Origin of the sequence: Brumimicrobium mesophilum, from assembly GCF_003025005.1 — a bacterium.
In the GTDB taxonomy this organism is placed as follows: Bacteria; Bacteroidota; Bacteroidia; order Flavobacteriales_D; family Crocinitomicaceae; genus Brumimicrobium; species Brumimicrobium mesophilum.
Window position 1 is genome coordinate 133474 of record NZ_PVSS01000002.1, and the last position, 15907, is coordinate 149380.

The 15907-nt window shown below is 33.0% G+C and carries 14 protein-coding genes and 1 riboswitch; of the genes, 12 read left to right on the forward strand and 2 right to left on the reverse strand.

Annotated elements, in window-relative coordinates; translation table 11 throughout:
* Positions 1-39: 39 nt before the first annotated feature.
* Positions 40-103, forward strand: a riboswitch (Fluoride riboswitch).
* A gap of 19 nt (positions 104-122) precedes the next feature.
* Entirely contained in the window at positions 123-1349 is a 1227-nt protein-coding gene (locus tag C6368_RS02305) for a chloride channel protein (RefSeq protein WP_107037566.1), read from the forward strand.
* Between the two features lie 59 nt (positions 1350-1408).
* Here the strand turns inward: C6368_RS02305 and C6368_RS02310 are convergent, their stop codons facing one another.
* Complete coding sequence (locus C6368_RS02310; RefSeq protein WP_107037567.1) at positions 1409-1666, reverse strand: hypothetical protein; 258 nt, start codon at positions 1664-1666, stop codon at positions 1409-1411.
* Between the two features lie 304 nt (positions 1667-1970).
* Here C6368_RS02310 and C6368_RS02315 point away from each other — a divergent pair, with 304 nt between their 5' ends.
* From C6368_RS02315 to C6368_RS02365, 11 genes are all read left to right on the forward strand, one after another.
* A complete protein-coding gene (locus tag C6368_RS02315) occupies positions 1971-2561 on the forward strand; it encodes a DinB family protein (protein ID WP_107037568.1) in 591 nt (196 codons plus the stop codon).
* Positions 2558-3325, forward strand: a complete 768-nt coding sequence (locus C6368_RS02320; protein WP_107037569.1) for a C40 family peptidase — start codon at positions 2558-2560, stop codon at positions 3323-3325. Before C6368_RS02315 ends, C6368_RS02320 begins: the two co-directional genes overlap by 4 nt.
* A 214-nt stretch (positions 3326-3539) precedes the next feature.
* Positions 3540-4814 (forward strand): serine hydroxymethyltransferase, encoded by a 1275-nt coding sequence (gene glyA / locus C6368_RS02325; protein ID WP_107037570.1) that lies wholly within the window; start codon positions 3540-3542, stop codon positions 4812-4814.
* A 239-nt stretch (positions 4815-5053) separates the two neighbouring features.
* Positions 5054-6325: a fumarylacetoacetase gene (gene fahA, locus C6368_RS02330; protein ID WP_107037571.1), complete on the forward strand. Its 1272-nt coding sequence runs from the start codon at positions 5054-5056 to the stop codon at positions 6323-6325.
* An 18-nt stretch (positions 6326-6343) separates the two neighbouring features.
* Entirely contained in the window at positions 6344-8596 is a 2253-nt protein-coding gene (locus C6368_RS02335) for a RelA/SpoT family protein (RefSeq protein ID WP_107037572.1), read from the forward strand.
* Between the two features lie 61 nt (positions 8597-8657).
* Positions 8658-9908, forward strand: coding sequence for a metallophosphoesterase (locus C6368_RS02340; RefSeq protein ID WP_107037573.1), 1251 nt, complete (start codon positions 8658-8660; stop codon positions 9906-9908).
* 168 nt (positions 9909-10076) lie between these two features.
* Positions 10077-10667 carry a coiled-coil domain-containing protein gene (locus tag C6368_RS02345; protein ID WP_107037574.1) on the forward strand — a complete coding sequence of 197 codons (591 nt, stop codon included), beginning with the start codon at positions 10077-10079 and terminating at the stop codon, positions 10665-10667.
* A 202-nt stretch (positions 10668-10869) separates the two neighbouring features.
* A complete protein-coding gene (locus C6368_RS02350) occupies positions 10870-11331 on the forward strand; it encodes a Fur family transcriptional regulator (protein ID WP_107037575.1) in 462 nt (153 codons plus the stop codon).
* 3 nt (positions 11332-11334) lie between these two features.
* A complete protein-coding gene (locus C6368_RS02355) occupies positions 11335-11691 on the forward strand; it encodes an STAS domain-containing protein (protein WP_159038388.1) in 357 nt (118 codons plus the stop codon).
* Positions 11688-12965, forward strand: coding sequence for an adenylosuccinate synthase (locus C6368_RS02360; RefSeq protein ID WP_107037577.1), 1278 nt, complete (start codon positions 11688-11690; stop codon positions 12963-12965). Before C6368_RS02355 ends, C6368_RS02360 begins: the two co-directional genes overlap by 4 nt.
* Before the next feature lie 63 nt (positions 12966-13028).
* Entirely contained in the window at positions 13029-14564 is a 1536-nt protein-coding gene (locus C6368_RS02365) for an OstA-like protein (RefSeq protein ID WP_159038389.1), read from the forward strand.
* Positions 14565-14627: 63 nt separating this feature from the next.
* On the opposite strand, the gene C6368_RS02370 is transcribed toward C6368_RS02365, so the two are convergent.
* On the reverse strand, positions 14628-15905 hold the full coding sequence (locus C6368_RS02370) for a lipopolysaccharide biosynthesis protein (protein ID WP_107037579.1): 1278 nt from the start codon (positions 15903-15905) through the stop codon (positions 14628-14630).
* Positions 15906-15907 lie beyond the last annotated feature (2 nt).

The window sequence follows — 15907 nt, forward strand, 5'->3', positions numbered from 1 at the left end:
AAAAAAAGCTAATTCCAAAGGAAAACAATTAAATTTGTAATAAAAATCGGCAATGATGTCTGCCCAAAACCGTCTTAATTGGACTGATGACTTCTATTTAAACTATAATCAAGGTCATAAATATGAAGTTGAAACTATTTAAAATCAGCCAATGGATCCTCATTACTCTCTTAATCTCTTTTGCCGCAGGATGTATTTCTGCGTTATTCTTAGGCAGCTTAACTGCCGTAACTCAAATTAGAACGAGTAACTCTATTTTCATTTACCTTCTCCCAATCGGCGGATTATTGATTGGCTTAATGTATTATTTTGGGGCAAAGGGAGTTGAAGGCGGAAACAATTATTTAATTCGTGAAATGAATAGTCCCAAAAAACCAATTCACTGGAAAATTATACCCTTGGTTTTTATTGGAACAGTGGCTACTCACCTATTTGGTGGATCTGCAGGTCGTGAAGGAACGGCAGTACAAATGGGAGGAGCTGTAGGTGATGCTATTCCGCAATTATTTAGTTGGACAAAAAAATATAGAAAACGCTTATTACGAATGGGTGTTGCAGCAGGATTTGCAGGAGTTTTTGGAACTCCTATTGCCGGTGCTATCTTCGCATTTGAATTAGCAAGAGATAAAAAATTCAAAATAGCTGACACAATTTGGGTAATTATCTCCTCATTTGGTGGGCACTTTTTCTGCATAGTATGGGGAATCCACCATTCTAAATATTCAATTGAGGATTTCCCTGCCATTTCATTTTATTCTGTTTTATCGACTTTAGTCGCAGGAATAGCTTTTGGAATAGCGGCCTATTCATTTATAAAATTTAAACATTTATTTACCCAACTATTCAGTAAAATCTCAATACCCTACTTGCGACCAATGATTGGTGGGATTACGCTTTTAATTTTATTTCTATGCTTTGAAATTGAACCCTATTTAGGATTGGGGATTCCAGAAATACAAAGTGCATTCAATGAGCAAATGAATGAATATGGTTTTTTAATAAAAATCTTACTAACTGCGTTAACTTTAGGAGCCGGATTTAAGGGTGGAGAAGCAACTCCACTATTTTTCATTGGTGCAATGTTGGGAAACCTCCTTTTCCTGATCATCCCCCTACCAATTGATGTTCTGGCTGGAATTGGATTTGTAGCAGTATTTGGTGCTGCAACAAACACCCCGATTGCAAGCACTTTAATTGGAGCAGAACTTTTTGGATTTAATGGAATTCTGTTTTATGGAATAGCAAATGGAATAGCCTATTTAATTAGTGGAAATTCCAGTGTATATAGTGTTCAACAAATATTACTCAAAAAAATTACAATTTTTAAAAGTGAAAAATCACTCAAATAAAAACGCCCTATTCAATGAAGAATAGGACGTTTTAAGAATTTCGGAATAAGAAATTAATCTTATTGCATTTTATTCAAACGGTTTGTCCAATCAATTCTTGTTTGTTCAACCTTAGCTTCGATAGCTTTGAAATCTTTTTTACTTTCAGCTCTTTTAATTTCACCCATTATTTCTTCTTGGAAATCTGCAGCATCATCGATAAAACTATCAGATTCAGCTGTTTTTGCGTCATTAAAAAGTTGAACGCTATAACATTCATCAACAACATCATATATCATTCCGTTGATGTTCTTCTTTAAATTTCTAACATTTGCCATTATTCACATTTTTTAAAGTGCAGAAGCACCATTATTAAATCGAAGTAAAGATAAACCTAATGTTTTAGTATTCAACATATTTTCTTAAAATGAATTAAATCATTTCGCAACAAGCAATACAATAGACTAAAAAACAGCGCATTACAATAAATACAACAACAATAGAATTATTCGCAGATAAAATGGATTTAATATCATGATATAGACTGCAAAAAATAAGTTGAATGGAAATTCAAAATTCTCCAATATTTAATTGGAGACTATAGTAAATGGTATTATTTTTGGAACGATTAAGAGAAAAATTATGAAAGGATTTTTATCAGATGATTTGTTATTAAATTTAAAGAATATTACTGAATCGAATATTTCATTAATATCGAAGAAATGTACTCATCTGGGTGAAAATCAAATGAATTGGAAGCCTTCAAAAGACAGTTGGAATATTCAAGAAGTGCTATCTCATCTCAATAGTTACTCCTCTTATTATCATCAAATTTTTGTTGACAAAATCCAAAACTCAAAGTTCTTGAACGTAAAAGAAAACTTCGTGCCGTCTCCACTCGGTAGAAGTGCCTGGAAATCAATGAAACTTGGCCGATTAAACAATATCAAAAGAAAGTTTCGCGCTCCTAAGAACATGAATCCGTCAATTAATCCAGAACTATTGGACCATGACCCAACAAACAATTTTATAAAGTATCAAACTCAACTTATAGACATATTAAAAGATGCTGAAAAAGTGAATTTGAAAAAAGTTAAAATTCCTATTTCAATTAGTAAGATTGTAAGACTTAGATTAGGAGATGCGTTGATGTTTGTCATTTATCACAATGAAAGACATATTCAACAAGTAAAAAACATATTGGCTCATCCAAATTTCCCTAAAAAACAATGAATATTGGATTAAATGCAATTTGCTGTCTAACCGTAATTCCCGTAAGAGATCAACATGATGATACTTCTGAAATAGTCACTCAATTACTCTTTGGAGAACTCGTATCAATAGTAGACATTCACAATCAATGGGTGAAAATTAAAATTTACCACGATAATTATGAAGGTTGGGTTGACAATAAACAATTATTGAAAATTACGGACCACGAATTGCACCTATTTCAAGATAAAAATAGACATCAACAAGAAGCTCTATTGGAGTTAAATACACCATGGGGAATACAAAACATTTTACAAGGGTCTCCAATTTTAACAAATGAAGTGAGTTTTACAGTTAATAATTTAGAGTTTTCATGGAAGGATAATCTACCCATGAAATCTAACCAAACTGTTTCTGAATTGGCGCTAAGCTATCTTAATGCTCCATATTTATGGGGAGGAAGAACTCATTTTGGAATAGATTGCTCTGGATTTACTCAATCAGTTTTTCATCAATTGGGCCATTATTTGCCAAGAGATGCTTCGCAACAATACCTTGAGGGAATAGAAGTTGGATTTGAACAACAAAAAGTTGGAGATTTAGCCTTTTTTAAATCTAAAAGAACAGGAAACATTCATCATGTTGGAATTATTTTACCTAATCAGCAAATAATTCATGCCCACGGAAGAGTCAGAATAGACACATTGACAAATGAGGGTATTTATAATGAAGATGAAAAATATTACTCACATCAACTTGACAGAATAAATAGCTTTGCTGATTAATTCAAATTACCATCACACTATTTTTTGAAAGTTCAAAATAAGAACAACTCTAGTTTGAATGTAAATAGATAAAGAAATAGCTGCTATTTCAATATCTGACTTAAAATTTGATTATATTGACCCTCCAAAAAGAATTACACTAAATGGAGTAATTGTAAACTCCATATGTATAGATAATTAAGTACTATTTATAATTTGAATAAAAAAAATAAGAATGAAAAGAGATAAGGAGATCTTTAATCTAATTGGGCTTGAGAAAGAACGTCAAATCAATGGAATTGAATTAATTGCCTCAGAGAATTTTGTGAGTGACGAAGTAATGGAAGCGATGGGTTCTGTGTTAACAAACAAATATGCTGAAGGTCTTCCCGGTAAAAGATATTACGGAGGTTGTGAAGTTGTTGATCAAGTTGAGCAACTGGCGATCGACAGAATATGCAAACTCTTTGGTGCCGAATGGGCAAATGTCCAGCCACATTCAGGTTCTCAAGCTAATGCTGCTGTAATGTTGGCGTGTTTAAAACCAGGTGATAATATTCTTGGTTTTGACTTATCTCATGGTGGTCATTTAACTCATGGTTCATCCGTAAATTTTTCAGGTAAACTATATAATCCGCATTTCTATGGTGTTGACAAAGAAACCGGTCGTATTGATTATGATGCTTTAGAGAAAAAAGCAGAAGAAGTAAAACCTAAAATGATTATTGTTGGCGCTTCTGCCTACAGTAGAGATTGGGATTATGCAAGAATTCGTAAAGTAGCAGATAAAATTGGTGCATTAATTTTAGCTGATATCTCCCACCCTGCTGGATTAATTGCGACTAACCAATTGGCTAATCCAATGGAGCATTGCCACATTATTACTTCAACTACTCATAAAACACTGCGCGGTCCTCGTGGAGGAATTATTATGTTAGGAAAGAATTTTGACAATCCTTTTGGTATCCGTTGGAACAATGGTAACTTAAGATCAATGGCATCCTTGTTAGACGCTGCAGTTTTCCCAGGAACACAAGGTGGACCACTAGAACATGTAATTGCTGCTAAAGCAGTTGCATTTGGTGAAGCTTTGGACCCAAAATTCACTGATTACCAAAAACAAGTAGCGAAAAACGCTAAAGTAATGGCTTCAGAATTTGTAAAATTAGGATATAAGATTATCTCAGAAGGAACAGACAATCATAGCATGTTGATTGATTTGCGTTCAAAAGGCATCACAGGAAAAGATGCTGAAATCGCCTTGAATGATGCTCATATCACAGTAAATAAAAACATGGTTCCTTTTGATACAGAATCACCGTTTGTGACCTCTGGAATTCGTATTGGAACACCTGCTATCACAACAAGAGGTCTAAAAGAAAATGATATTCCTAAAATTGTAGAATTAATGGATAAGGTTATGACAAACATGAATAACGAATCAGTTACCAAAGAAGTAATTGCAGAAGTTAAACAAATCATGTCAGGTTATCCGCTATTTAAATATTAGAGTTTATTAAAACTATTGAAAAGAGTAATTGAGCAATCGGTTACTCTTTTTTTTTCATGTTTTCACGTTTTAGATTCGAATATCCTTGCTAAGAATTCAGCACTATACAATTTAAATCAACTTATTTTCTCTTAATTCAAATTAACTTCCTATTCCGCTCAAAACACTTCCGTCTCTGCTTTGATGAGTCAAAAGACTTTAGTATTTTTGCTTGAAACAATATCAAAGCAAAATATAAAATGATTAAAGCAAACGACCCGTCATTAAAATCGTGGATTGAAGTAGATAAAAATTCAGATTTCCCAATTCAAAACTTGCCTTTTGGAATATTCAAAACAGAAAATAATAAACCTTCTGTTGGAAGTAGAATTGGTGACAAAGTAATTGACCTTTCTGCACTATATGTCTTAGGTTACTTTAAGAATTTACCTTTCGAACAATCTGATTTTAAATCTGATGCGCTTAACACAATAATGAAAAAAGGTAAAGAAGCTACCACAGACTTAAGAAATCGTTTGTCAAAGTTATTCAATATAGAGAACAAAGATTTATCAAACAACAATCATCATGTAGAGCAAGTTTTAATTGATGTTGAACAAGTGGAAATGTTAATGCCTGTTCAAGTTGGAGACTATACAGATTTTTATTCTTCTAGAGGACATGCTACAAATGTTGGAACTTTATTTAGAGATCCAGCAAATGCACTTTTACCTAACTGGTTATGGATTCCAGTAGGATACCACGGTAGAGCAAGTTCAATTATTCCAAGTGATCAAATGATTAAGCGTCCAAAAGGTCAAACAAGACCAAACGATGATCAAGACCCAATTTTTGGACCTTCGAAACTATTGGATTTTGAATTAGAGATGGCATTTGTAACATTTGATGGAAAACCATTAGGTGAAAATATTACAACTGAAGAAGCAAACGATTATATTTTCGGTATGTGTATCATGAATGATTGGTCAGCTCGTGATATCCAAAAATGGGAATATATTCCATTAGGACCTTTCCTAGCGAAAAATTTTGCATCTTCAATCTCTCCTTGGATAGTAACAATGGATGCTTTGGAGCCATTTAAAACAAAAGGTCCGGTTCAAGATCCAAAAGTACTTTCCTATTTAGAGTACAAAGGAGATTTCCATTATGATATTGATTTAGAGGTTGGAATTATACCTGAAAACAGCGAAGAAACTGTAGTTTCTAAATCAAACTACAAATACATGTATTGGAATATGGCGCAGCAATTGGCACATCATACTGTAAACGGATGTAACATTCGATGTGGTGATATGATGGCTTCTGGAACAATTTCAGGAGATGAACCAAGTTCTTTTGGTTCGATGCTAGAACTATCATGGAGAGGTACAAAGCCAATCAAAATGAAGGATGGATCAGAAAGAAAGTTTATCAATGACAATGACACTGTAGTAATGCGTGGTCATTGTAATGCCAATGGGGTAAGAATAGGTTTTGGAGAAGTTTCTACAAAAGTATTACCAGCAGAATAATTATTATACAGGAATTGAGTGGAAAATAAGCCGGAAATTGATTTAGAAAAAGAACGCAAAGAAATTCTAAATGCGTTCAGAAGTTTGTTACGTGTTACTAAAAATGATAGAACACGAGAAGAAACGAAGCAAATTCGTAAAGCATTTGACGTAGCTGTTGAAGCTCATAAAGATATGCGACGCAAATCGGGTGAACCATATATTTATCACCCGATTGCCGTTGCTAAAATTTGTGCTGAGGAAATGGAGTTGGGAACAACAGCCATTATTGCAGCATTACTCCACGATACTGTGGAAGACACCTACATTACTTTAGAGGATATTGAAGAATCTTTTGGAGAAACCGTTCGAAAGGTAATCGATGGTTTAACTAAGATTCCTGAAGTATTTGATGAAAATATTTCAATTCAAGCTGAGAATTTTAGAAAAATGATTCTTACAATCTCAGATGATTTAAGGGTTGTTTTAATAAAATTAGCAGATCGTTTACACAACATGCGTACTTTGGATAGTATGCGTCCTGACAAACAACTAAAAATTGCATCGGAAACAAATTTCTTGTATGCACCACTCGCCCATCGTTTAGGACTTTACACCATAAAGAGTGAACTAGAAGACTTGTGTCTGCGTTACATGAATCCTCAGGCATATCGTGAAATTAGCAGTAAATTGAAATCAACACACGCTGTTCGACAAAGATTTATTAGGCGATTTACACACCCTATTAAAGAAGCATTATCTAATGAAGGTTATGTTTTTGATTTAAAAGCAAGAACTAAATCTATCGCTTCTATTTATCGTAAAATGAAAAACAAAGAAATTCCTTTTGAGGAAGTTTTTGATCTTTTTGCGATTAGAATTATTTTGGATACTCCTGAAGAATTAGAAAAACCTGATTGTTGGAGAGTTTACAGTATTGTTACAGATTTTTATCAGCCAAATCCAGACCGACTTAGAGATTGGGTTTCCACTCCTAGAGCAAATGGTTATGAATCATTGCATACAACTGTGATGAGTCCCCAAGGAAAATGGGTTGAAGTTCAAATTCGTTCTGAAAGGATGGATCAAATCGCTGAAAAAGGTCTAGCTGCACACTATAATTACAAAGAGTCTAAAAGTGGTGAAAACAAATTTGATCGTTGGATTGGAGAAATTCGCGAATTAATTGGCAACCACTCTGAAGACGCTATGGATTTCGTAGATGAATTCAAACTGAATTTATTCAATGATGAAATCTATGTATTTACTCCAAATGGAGAATTGCGTGTACTTCCAACTGGCGCAACAACCTTAGATTTTGCTTTTGACATTCATACTGATATCGGATTGACCTGTATTGGTGCGAAAGTGAATAAAAAACTTGTTCCGTTAAGTCATCAATTAAAAAGTGGACATCAGGTTGAAATTATAACTTCTAGCAAGCAACGACCTAATGAAGAATGGTTAAAATTTGCTGTTACTGGTCGTGCAAAGCAAAAAATAAAGGCTGCATTAAACGAAGAACGAAATAAAATTGCTGATGATGGTAAGGAAATTCTTGACCGAAAATTCAAGCAACATAACATTCGATTTACAAGTGAAAACATTTCCATTTTAGAGAAATACTATAATGTAGCTGCTGCGACGGAATTATATATTCGAATTGCTAAGGGTAAAGTTGACTTATCGAAACTCCGAAAAATTAAAAATATTGGAGGAAACCTGCAAGTTGAAAAAGAAGTTAAGACGAATAAAGTTAAAAAAGCAACGGATATTTCTAAACGTATCGATGGAAAGAAAGATACCTTAGTGATTGGGGATGACTTTAAAGATATAGATTACGATTTTGCCAAATGTTGTAATCCTTTACCTGGTGATAGCGTTTTTGGATTTATTACTGTGAGTAGTGGAATAAAAATTCATCGAAATGATTGTCCGAATGCTGAAAACTTAATGGGGAAAATGAATTACAGATGTATTTCTGCTCAGTGGAAAAATCAAGCTGTTAAAGAACACCTTGCAAAATTGAGATTAATTGGAATTGATGACATTGGAATAGTAAACAAAATTACTCAAATTGTTTCCTACCAACACAATGTAAACATGCGATCAATCAGTTTCGAATCAAAAGACGGAATATTTGAAGGTAAAATTCAAGTCTTAGTAATGGATAAATATCACTTGGATGAATTGATTGAGAAATTTGAAATGACTGAAGGTATTCAGCGTGTTGAAAGATGGGATGATATTACGCAAGAAATTGAAGAAGATTACACCGAAGATGACAAATAACATTCAATTAAGAACTTTCTTAATTTTAAAGTGTTATTAAGTTCTTATTCAATTCCTAAATATGAGTTATCGCTATATAATGTTCTTTTCTATAATCTTAACCATTTTTTTGGTTCTTGATATTTATATTTGGAAAGCATTTAAAAGAACAGTCAACACAAGGTATTTTAAAGTATTGAAATGGTTAATACCTTTCTCTTCAGTTTTGTTTTTAACTGGATTCACTATTAATTTGTATCGCGGTTCTTTAGGAATTTACAACGCCAATCAATTCATCAATATATTCTTCGGAATCTCATTGGGGTTCTTTATTGCTAAACTAATTGCTGCCGCTTTTTTATTTACGGAAGATTTTGTAAGAGCTATATTATATATTAAGAATAAATTATTTTCTAGAAAAGATAAATCAAAGCATTTTCCGAGTAGAAGAAATTTTGTTAGGAATATTTCATTAGGAGTCGCTGCCATTCCCGTTTTAGGATCCATATATGCCGTGACCAAAGGGAAATACAATTTTCATGTAAAGAGATTAGACTTATCCATGAAAAGACTACCAGCATCTTTTGATGGACTAAAGGTTGTCCAATTCTCTGACTTTCACGCTGGTAGTTTTGATGATAAAGCAGCCGTTGAGGAAGGATTATCATTAATTAATGAGGCCAAGCCAGATATTATCATGTTTACTGGAGATTTAGTAAATAATCGCTCCACAGAAATGTTACCTTATATAGATGCCCTTAAAAATTTATCCGCTAAATATGGGAAATTTGCAATTTTAGGAAATCATGACTATGGTGATTATATCCAATTTGATAAGCTTGAAGACAGACAAACCAATTTAGATGATCTATATGCTATATTTAAAGAAACAGGTTTTCAGCTTTTAAGAAATGAAAATATTCAAATCAATAATGGGACGGACACCATTGATATAATAGGTGTTGAAAATTGGGGACAAGGACCATTTCCGAAATATGGAGATATTGATTTAGCCACTCAATCGACTTCAGATGAAAGATTCAATATTTTGATGAGTCATGACCCTGACCATTGGGAAAATATAATTAGAAAACATCCGAAACAATTCGACCTAACCTTAAGTGGTCATACACACGGATCTCAAGTAGGAGTTGATATTCCAGGCTGGCAATGGAGTCCAGTAAAGTATCGATACAAAAGATGGCTTGGTCTATACACTGAAAATGAACAGCATTTATTCGTTAGTAAAGGTTTTGGTTTCCTTGGTTTTCCAGGAAGAATTGGTATGTCGCCTGAAATCATTAGTTTCAAACTTCACAGTCAAGAAGCTTAGAGATTAAATCTAAATTGCTTATGTAGAAATAATGAAGAAATTCAAATTTTTGTTATTTTTCAGGGTAAAAATCTTTTAAACATTTCAATAACCTACACTTTTATATAATTTTGTATCTTATTTTTAAATTGAATCGTTAAAACAGCTATTTTGCGACAAATTTCCAAAATGAACAAAAACATAATATTTTTAGCAGCCTTATTCATTGGTATTAGTTTTAACGGCATAAGTCAAGATGAAGACAAAATCAATACTATTGAAGCACAATTCCAAGATTTAATTGAAAGTTCTAATGATTATCAAGCTTACAAAGTTATTGAGAAATCAAAACTGAAATCTCTTCAAAAAAACATTCAAGATTCAATAATAGTTTTTGAATCAGAAATTTTAGAATCATCTAAAAAAATCCAGGAACAAAAGAGTGATATCGATAGCAGTCATCAAGAAATTGAATCTTTGAACGCTGAATTAAAAGAGACCCAATCAAAAGTTGATAATATTGATTTTATGGGTATTTCTACTCAAAAATCTACTTTTACAACGATAATGTTAAGCATTATCCTCGTTTTATTAATAATTTCTCTAGTTATGTTCTTTGTATTTAAAAAAGGTCAGAAGAGCACAAAATTAGCAAAAGAAAAACTTACCGAGACCCAACTTGAATTAGACAATCACAGAAAACGATCATTAGAGCGTGAACAAAAAGTGCGTAGAGAATTGCAAGACGAATTAAACAAAAGGAGTACGAGAAAAGATTAGCAATGGAATAAATTTAACCATAACGGTTAAGTTTTACATTTCTAATAAAAGTAAAGAAACTGAATTATTGTAAATTTCTTATTCTTTTAACCAGAAATTAAAGAATACAATTTTCTCTGTGCATAACTTATTTATAAATCTATCGAAAACAATGGAACAGTCTTACTTTTTCCTTATTTTTGCCTTTTAAGGAATTGAATGCATGGAAAGCGTACAAGAAACAGTTAAGAATATTTTTTCGGCTTATTTAGAAAAAAACGGACACAGAAAAACACCTGAACGTTTTGCTATACTTGAAGAAATATACAATTACGAAGGTCATTTTGATATAGAGTCTCTTTATATTAAAATGAAAAACAAAAATTATCGCGTATCACGCGCTACTTTGTATAATACTATTGATTTGCTATTGGCTTGTAACCTTGTTCGTAAACATCAATTCGGGAAAAACATTGCTCAATTTGAAAAATCTCATGGATTTAAACAACATGACCATTTGGTATTAACAGATACCGGAGAATTAATTGAATTTTGTGACCCACGCATTCAAAATATTAAATCAACTATTGAAGAAGTACTAGGTGTAAAAATCAACCATCACTCCCTATATTTTTATGGAGTGAGAGATGAAGATGCAGCTAAAAATTCAACCGATAAATCTTAAATAGTGAGCTTTTCTATCCAATTAGATATACAATCTACAGTATGTATCCTTGATTTTTCAGGGACCATTCTGACGAAAAACAAAGTGGATGAAACGCTAGAAATGGTAGATTTTGAATTGGAAGATGGAAAAAGGAAATTCATAATTGACTTAAAAGAATTAAAACAAATCAACAGTAGTGGTTTGAATTTAATATTGCGAATTTTTACACATATAAGAAATAAAGGAGGAGAATTAATTCTTGTTCAGCCTAACAAATCAGTTAGCGAAATTTTTAAAATATCTAAGTTAAATACAGTTTTTAATATTTCGGCAGATAAACAAACTGCCATTAACCAATTAAATGCACCAGAGGCATGAGTAAAGTAGACGTATTATTAGGATTACAATGGGGTGATGAAGGAAAAGGGAAAATAGTCGATGTTTTGACTCCCAAGTATGACATCATTGCTCGATTTCAAGGAGGACCAAACGCTGGTCACACCTTAGAATTTGACGGAATTAAGCATGTTTTACACACAATTCCTTCAGGAATTTTTAGAAAAGACACTTTAAACATCGTTGGAAATGGGGTGGTAATTGATCCAGTTATTTTTCAAAAAGAAATTGAAAATTTAGCTAAATTCAACTTACCAATTAAAGAGACTTTATTGATTTCAAATAAAGCTCACTTAATTTTACCAACGCACCGTTTACTGGATGCTGCTTCTGAGCAAGCCAAAGGGAAATCTAAAATTGGTTCAACATTAAAAGGAATTGGTCCAACTTATATGGACAAAACTGGTCGTAATGGAATCAGAGTTGGAGATATAGCAACTGCTTCTTTTAGAGAAAAATATGACAATCTTGTAGCGAAACACAAAGGAATGCTAGATCATTACGAAGGTTTTGAATACAACGTTGAGGAGTTAGAAGCTGCTTTCTTTGAAGGAATTGAACTTTTGAGATCATTGACTACGATTGATAGTGAGCACTACATCAACCAAGCAATGAAAGAAGGAAAATCTATCTTGGCTGAAGGTGCACAAGGAACCTTATTGGATATCGATTTTGGTAGTTACCCGTTTGTAACATCTTCAAACACGATAACTGCTGGTACTTGTACTGGTTTAGGTGTTGCTCCAACGAAAATCGGTGACGTAATCGGAATTTTTAAGGCATATTGTACACGAGTTGGTTCTGGACCTTTCCCTACTGAGTTATTTGATGAAGTTGGCGAAGAAATCCGTAAAGCAGGTGGAGAATTTGGTGCAACAACAGGAAGACCAAGACGTTGTGGTTGGATTGACTTACCAGCATTGAAATACGCAATCATGATTAATGGTGCTTCTGAACTTTCTATGATGAAATCTGATGTTTTGGATGATTTCGAAGAAATTAAAGTTTGTACGCATTATATCATTGATGGCAAGAAAGTTGATTATCTTCCGTTTGATATTACAGATATCGAGATTGAACCAGTATATGAATCTTTCAAAGGATGGAATACTGATACAACAAAATTGACATCTTTTGCAGATGCTCCGAAAGAATTGAAGGAATATGTTGCATACTTGGAAAAAGAATTAGAAGTTCCAATTACAACTGTTTCTGTCGGTCCAGATCGAAGCCAAACTTTGAACAATAGAAAATAATTGAAAACAAAATTCAACATATTACAAATTGCGCTTCTCATTGGGAGCGCAATTTTTTTGTCAATGGGATCTTCCTTTTGTCAAGAATATATTGAATTATTAGAAGGATCTGAAGACATCAAAATTGATGGGAAAACGGGAAACTATATTGTTAAAGGAAATGTAGTTTTCAAAAAAGAAGAAACTAAACTCTACTGCGATTCAGCTTATTACAACCTGGTGCACAATACCGTTCGAGCATTTGGAAACATTCATCTCAACAAGGAAGACACCTTAAATATGTTTTGCGATTCCTTGTTCTTTGATACCAAAAAGGATTATGCCAAACTCTATGGCAATGTGAGAATACGTGACAACGAATATAAGCTCACAACAGATTCAATGGATTATGATTTAAAGAATAATGTTGGAATTTACAAAAACAAAGGTGTGATCACCAGTATTTCGTCAAGTGACCAATTAAGCAGTGATATCGGCTACTTCTATCCCAATTCAAAACAGTTCAATTTTAGAAAAAACGTAGTTTATACCAGCAATGATTTTACAGTAAAATCCGACACTTTACAGTTTAATGCAAATTCTAAGAAAGCTTATTTCTTTGGACCAACTTATATCACCAATCAAGATATAAAAATGTATTGCGAAAAAGGTTGGTATGACTTGAATGAAGATGAAGGAGTATTAGAAAATAATGCTTCAATTGAAAATGAAAACTTAAATATTGGAGCCGATAGTTTGTTCTACTCTTCAAAGGACAGTTTATATATTGCAAAAAAGAACGTATTGATAACCGATACCACGAACAAAATTGGTTTTCAAGGAGATTATGCAATCAATGACGAACGAAATAAATTTGCTTTTATCACCGGTCATGCGCTTGCAAAAAGATTTGAAGAGAAAGACACACTTTATATTCATGCAGACACATTGTACAATTATTCCGATTCTTTGGGAAAACCAATGTTAATGCAAGCTCATAAAAAGGTAAAACTATTCCGTGGTGATATGCAAGGAATATGTGATTCATTGATTTATGATAAAACCATTGGGGAAATGAACATGTTCACAAATCCTACTTTGTGGGCCCAAAATGCTCAATTAACAAGCGATACGATTACCATTTATGAAAAAGATAACCGAATACATCGTGCATTTTTACGGAAAAATGGTTTGGTAGCTACTCCAGTTGATTCAACGAATTATTATAATCAGGTTGCTGGAACCTTGCTGAATGCGTACTTTGATAGTACTCAAATTCGTAGAGTTGACATTGAAGGAAACGCTAAAACACTTTATTTTTTAGAAGATGAAGATGAAAGTGACACTGCCATAGTTGTCAATCGACAAGGAATGAATCGTATTTTCTCGTCAAATATTACTTTGAGATTTGTGGATGGAGATATAGAAACAGCAACTTATAGAGATAGTCCTGATGGGTTGGTTTACCCTATTTCTGATATCGATAAAAAAGAAGAACGCGTTGAACAATTCAAATGGAATGAGGAAAATCGACCTTTAAGTTGGCAGGACATGATTTATTCTGAAGATGAAAAGAAGATTATACTTGAACTTTATAGTCGAATATTTAGAAATATATAATTATTATTCAGGATATTCTTTCCTTTCAAAAAATCAAAAAACCTCCGATTTCATTGAAAAGTTTTAAATTTTCAAATCCAAAGTTTTCACAATCTTCAACATCCAAATCGTACTTCCCCAAAAAAGGACAAACATTATCCAAGAAATGATTTCAAACATTTCGATTTCAGAAAGCTCGAACCATTCCATAATATCTGGAAATAATGCAAAGCAAGATAATTGAATTGCAGTAATCAAATTACCAACCCAAAAGAACCATTTTAATTTACCGATAATGTTTGGAACCATAGAAATTGAAGAAGCAACAAAATTAGCCATTAACCACGGCGCAAGAGCTGCAGCAATCTCACCTGATAGTCTCCACTCCTCACCAAATACAAATGCAAAAATTGAATCTCCCCAAATGTAAATTATTGAAAATGGGACTATTCCTATCAAAGTCAAAAGAATCACGGAACGCTTTAAAATAGGATAAATCACTTTTTTTTGTGAAAAGTCAGCTGATATACGGTTATATAACACTTGTCCAACTGCCACTCCAATCAATAAAAGTGGAATTTTTAGCATTCTGAATGAATGATCATAAGAACCAAAAAGTGCGGTACTTAAATATAGAGTTAGGAAGAAAGCAATAAGTAATTCCCTACTTGCATCAATTAAAGAATGTGGAAGATTAACCTTAGGAAATTCTTTAAATTGCCTGGCTACAACTGCCCTTCTTAAATTTGAATTTTTATTATTTATTTTATAAATTCCAAAAGCGTCGAAAACATAAACTAAACTTCCTACTATCAGTCCGAGCAATGTAGAGACAGCTAAACCAACTACACCTAAACCTGCTAATCCTGCGAGTAATTTTGCAGTATTGGAAGTTGCTGAAGTTAACAAAGTAGAAATAGTAATGTTTTTGAACCATTTCATTCGAATAGCCCAATGTCGGCCAATACTCATAAAAACAGTAAAACCACTAATTGCGCTTATGAGAACAATGTAAAAAAGCAAATTATCTGCATCTGCTTTGAACAACCAAAAAATTCCACCCGCCAATAACGTTAGACCCACAGTCCATATTAAAATTCTAAGTGAAAGGCGATATATGTGAAAAGCGTGCTCATTTTTTTTAGGTAATGGAATGGCATATTCATATCTCGCTGCCCCAATAACAGATAGAAAGGCAACAATTCTCATGATAATTCCAAATTCACCAAAATCTTCCGGTGAATACAAACGTGTGATAAACGGAGTCAGTAAATAACTTATTCCTTGCGCCAAAACCGTTCCGGAAGAAAGCACGAGTGCCGACTTGATCAACTCAGACTTTAAATTGATTTTGGATCGCATTT

Excerpts from the sequence above, each read along its gene's own strand:
- C6368_RS02320 (WP_107037569.1), top strand. The coding sequence starts at position 2,558 with ATGAATATTGGATTAAATGCAATTTGCTGTCTAACCGTAATTCCCGTA.
- C6368_RS02340 (WP_107037573.1), top strand. The coding sequence starts at position 8,658 with ATGAGTTATCGCTATATAATGTTCTTTTCTATAATCTTAACCATTTTT.
- C6368_RS02370 (WP_107037579.1), bottom strand. The coding sequence starts at position 15,905 with ATGCGATCCAAAATCAATTTAAAGTCTGAGTTGATCAAGTCGGCACTC.
- C6368_RS02315 (WP_107037568.1), top strand. The coding sequence starts at position 1,971 with ATGAAAGGATTTTTATCAGATGATTTGTTATTAAATTTAAAGAATATT.
- glyA (WP_107037570.1), top strand. The coding sequence starts at position 3,540 with ATGAAAAGAGATAAGGAGATCTTTAATCTAATTGGGCTTGAGAAAGAA.
- C6368_RS02345 (WP_107037574.1), top strand. The coding sequence starts at position 10,077 with ATGAACAAAAACATAATATTTTTAGCAGCCTTATTCATTGGTATTAGT.
- C6368_RS02310 (WP_107037567.1), bottom strand. The coding sequence starts at position 1,666 with ATGGCAAATGTTAGAAATTTAAAGAAGAACATCAACGGAATGATATAT.
- C6368_RS02305 (WP_107037566.1), top strand. The coding sequence starts at position 123 with ATGAAGTTGAAACTATTTAAAATCAGCCAATGGATCCTCATTACTCTC.
- C6368_RS02360 (WP_107037577.1), top strand. The coding sequence starts at position 11,688 with ATGAGTAAAGTAGACGTATTATTAGGATTACAATGGGGTGATGAAGGA.
- C6368_RS02350 (WP_107037575.1), top strand. The coding sequence starts at position 10,870 with ATGGAAAGCGTACAAGAAACAGTTAAGAATATTTTTTCGGCTTATTTA.
- fahA (WP_107037571.1), top strand. The coding sequence starts at position 5,054 with ATGATTAAAGCAAACGACCCGTCATTAAAATCGTGGATTGAAGTAGAT.
- C6368_RS02365 (WP_159038389.1), top strand. The coding sequence starts at position 13,029 with ATGGGATCTTCCTTTTGTCAAGAATATATTGAATTATTAGAAGGATCT.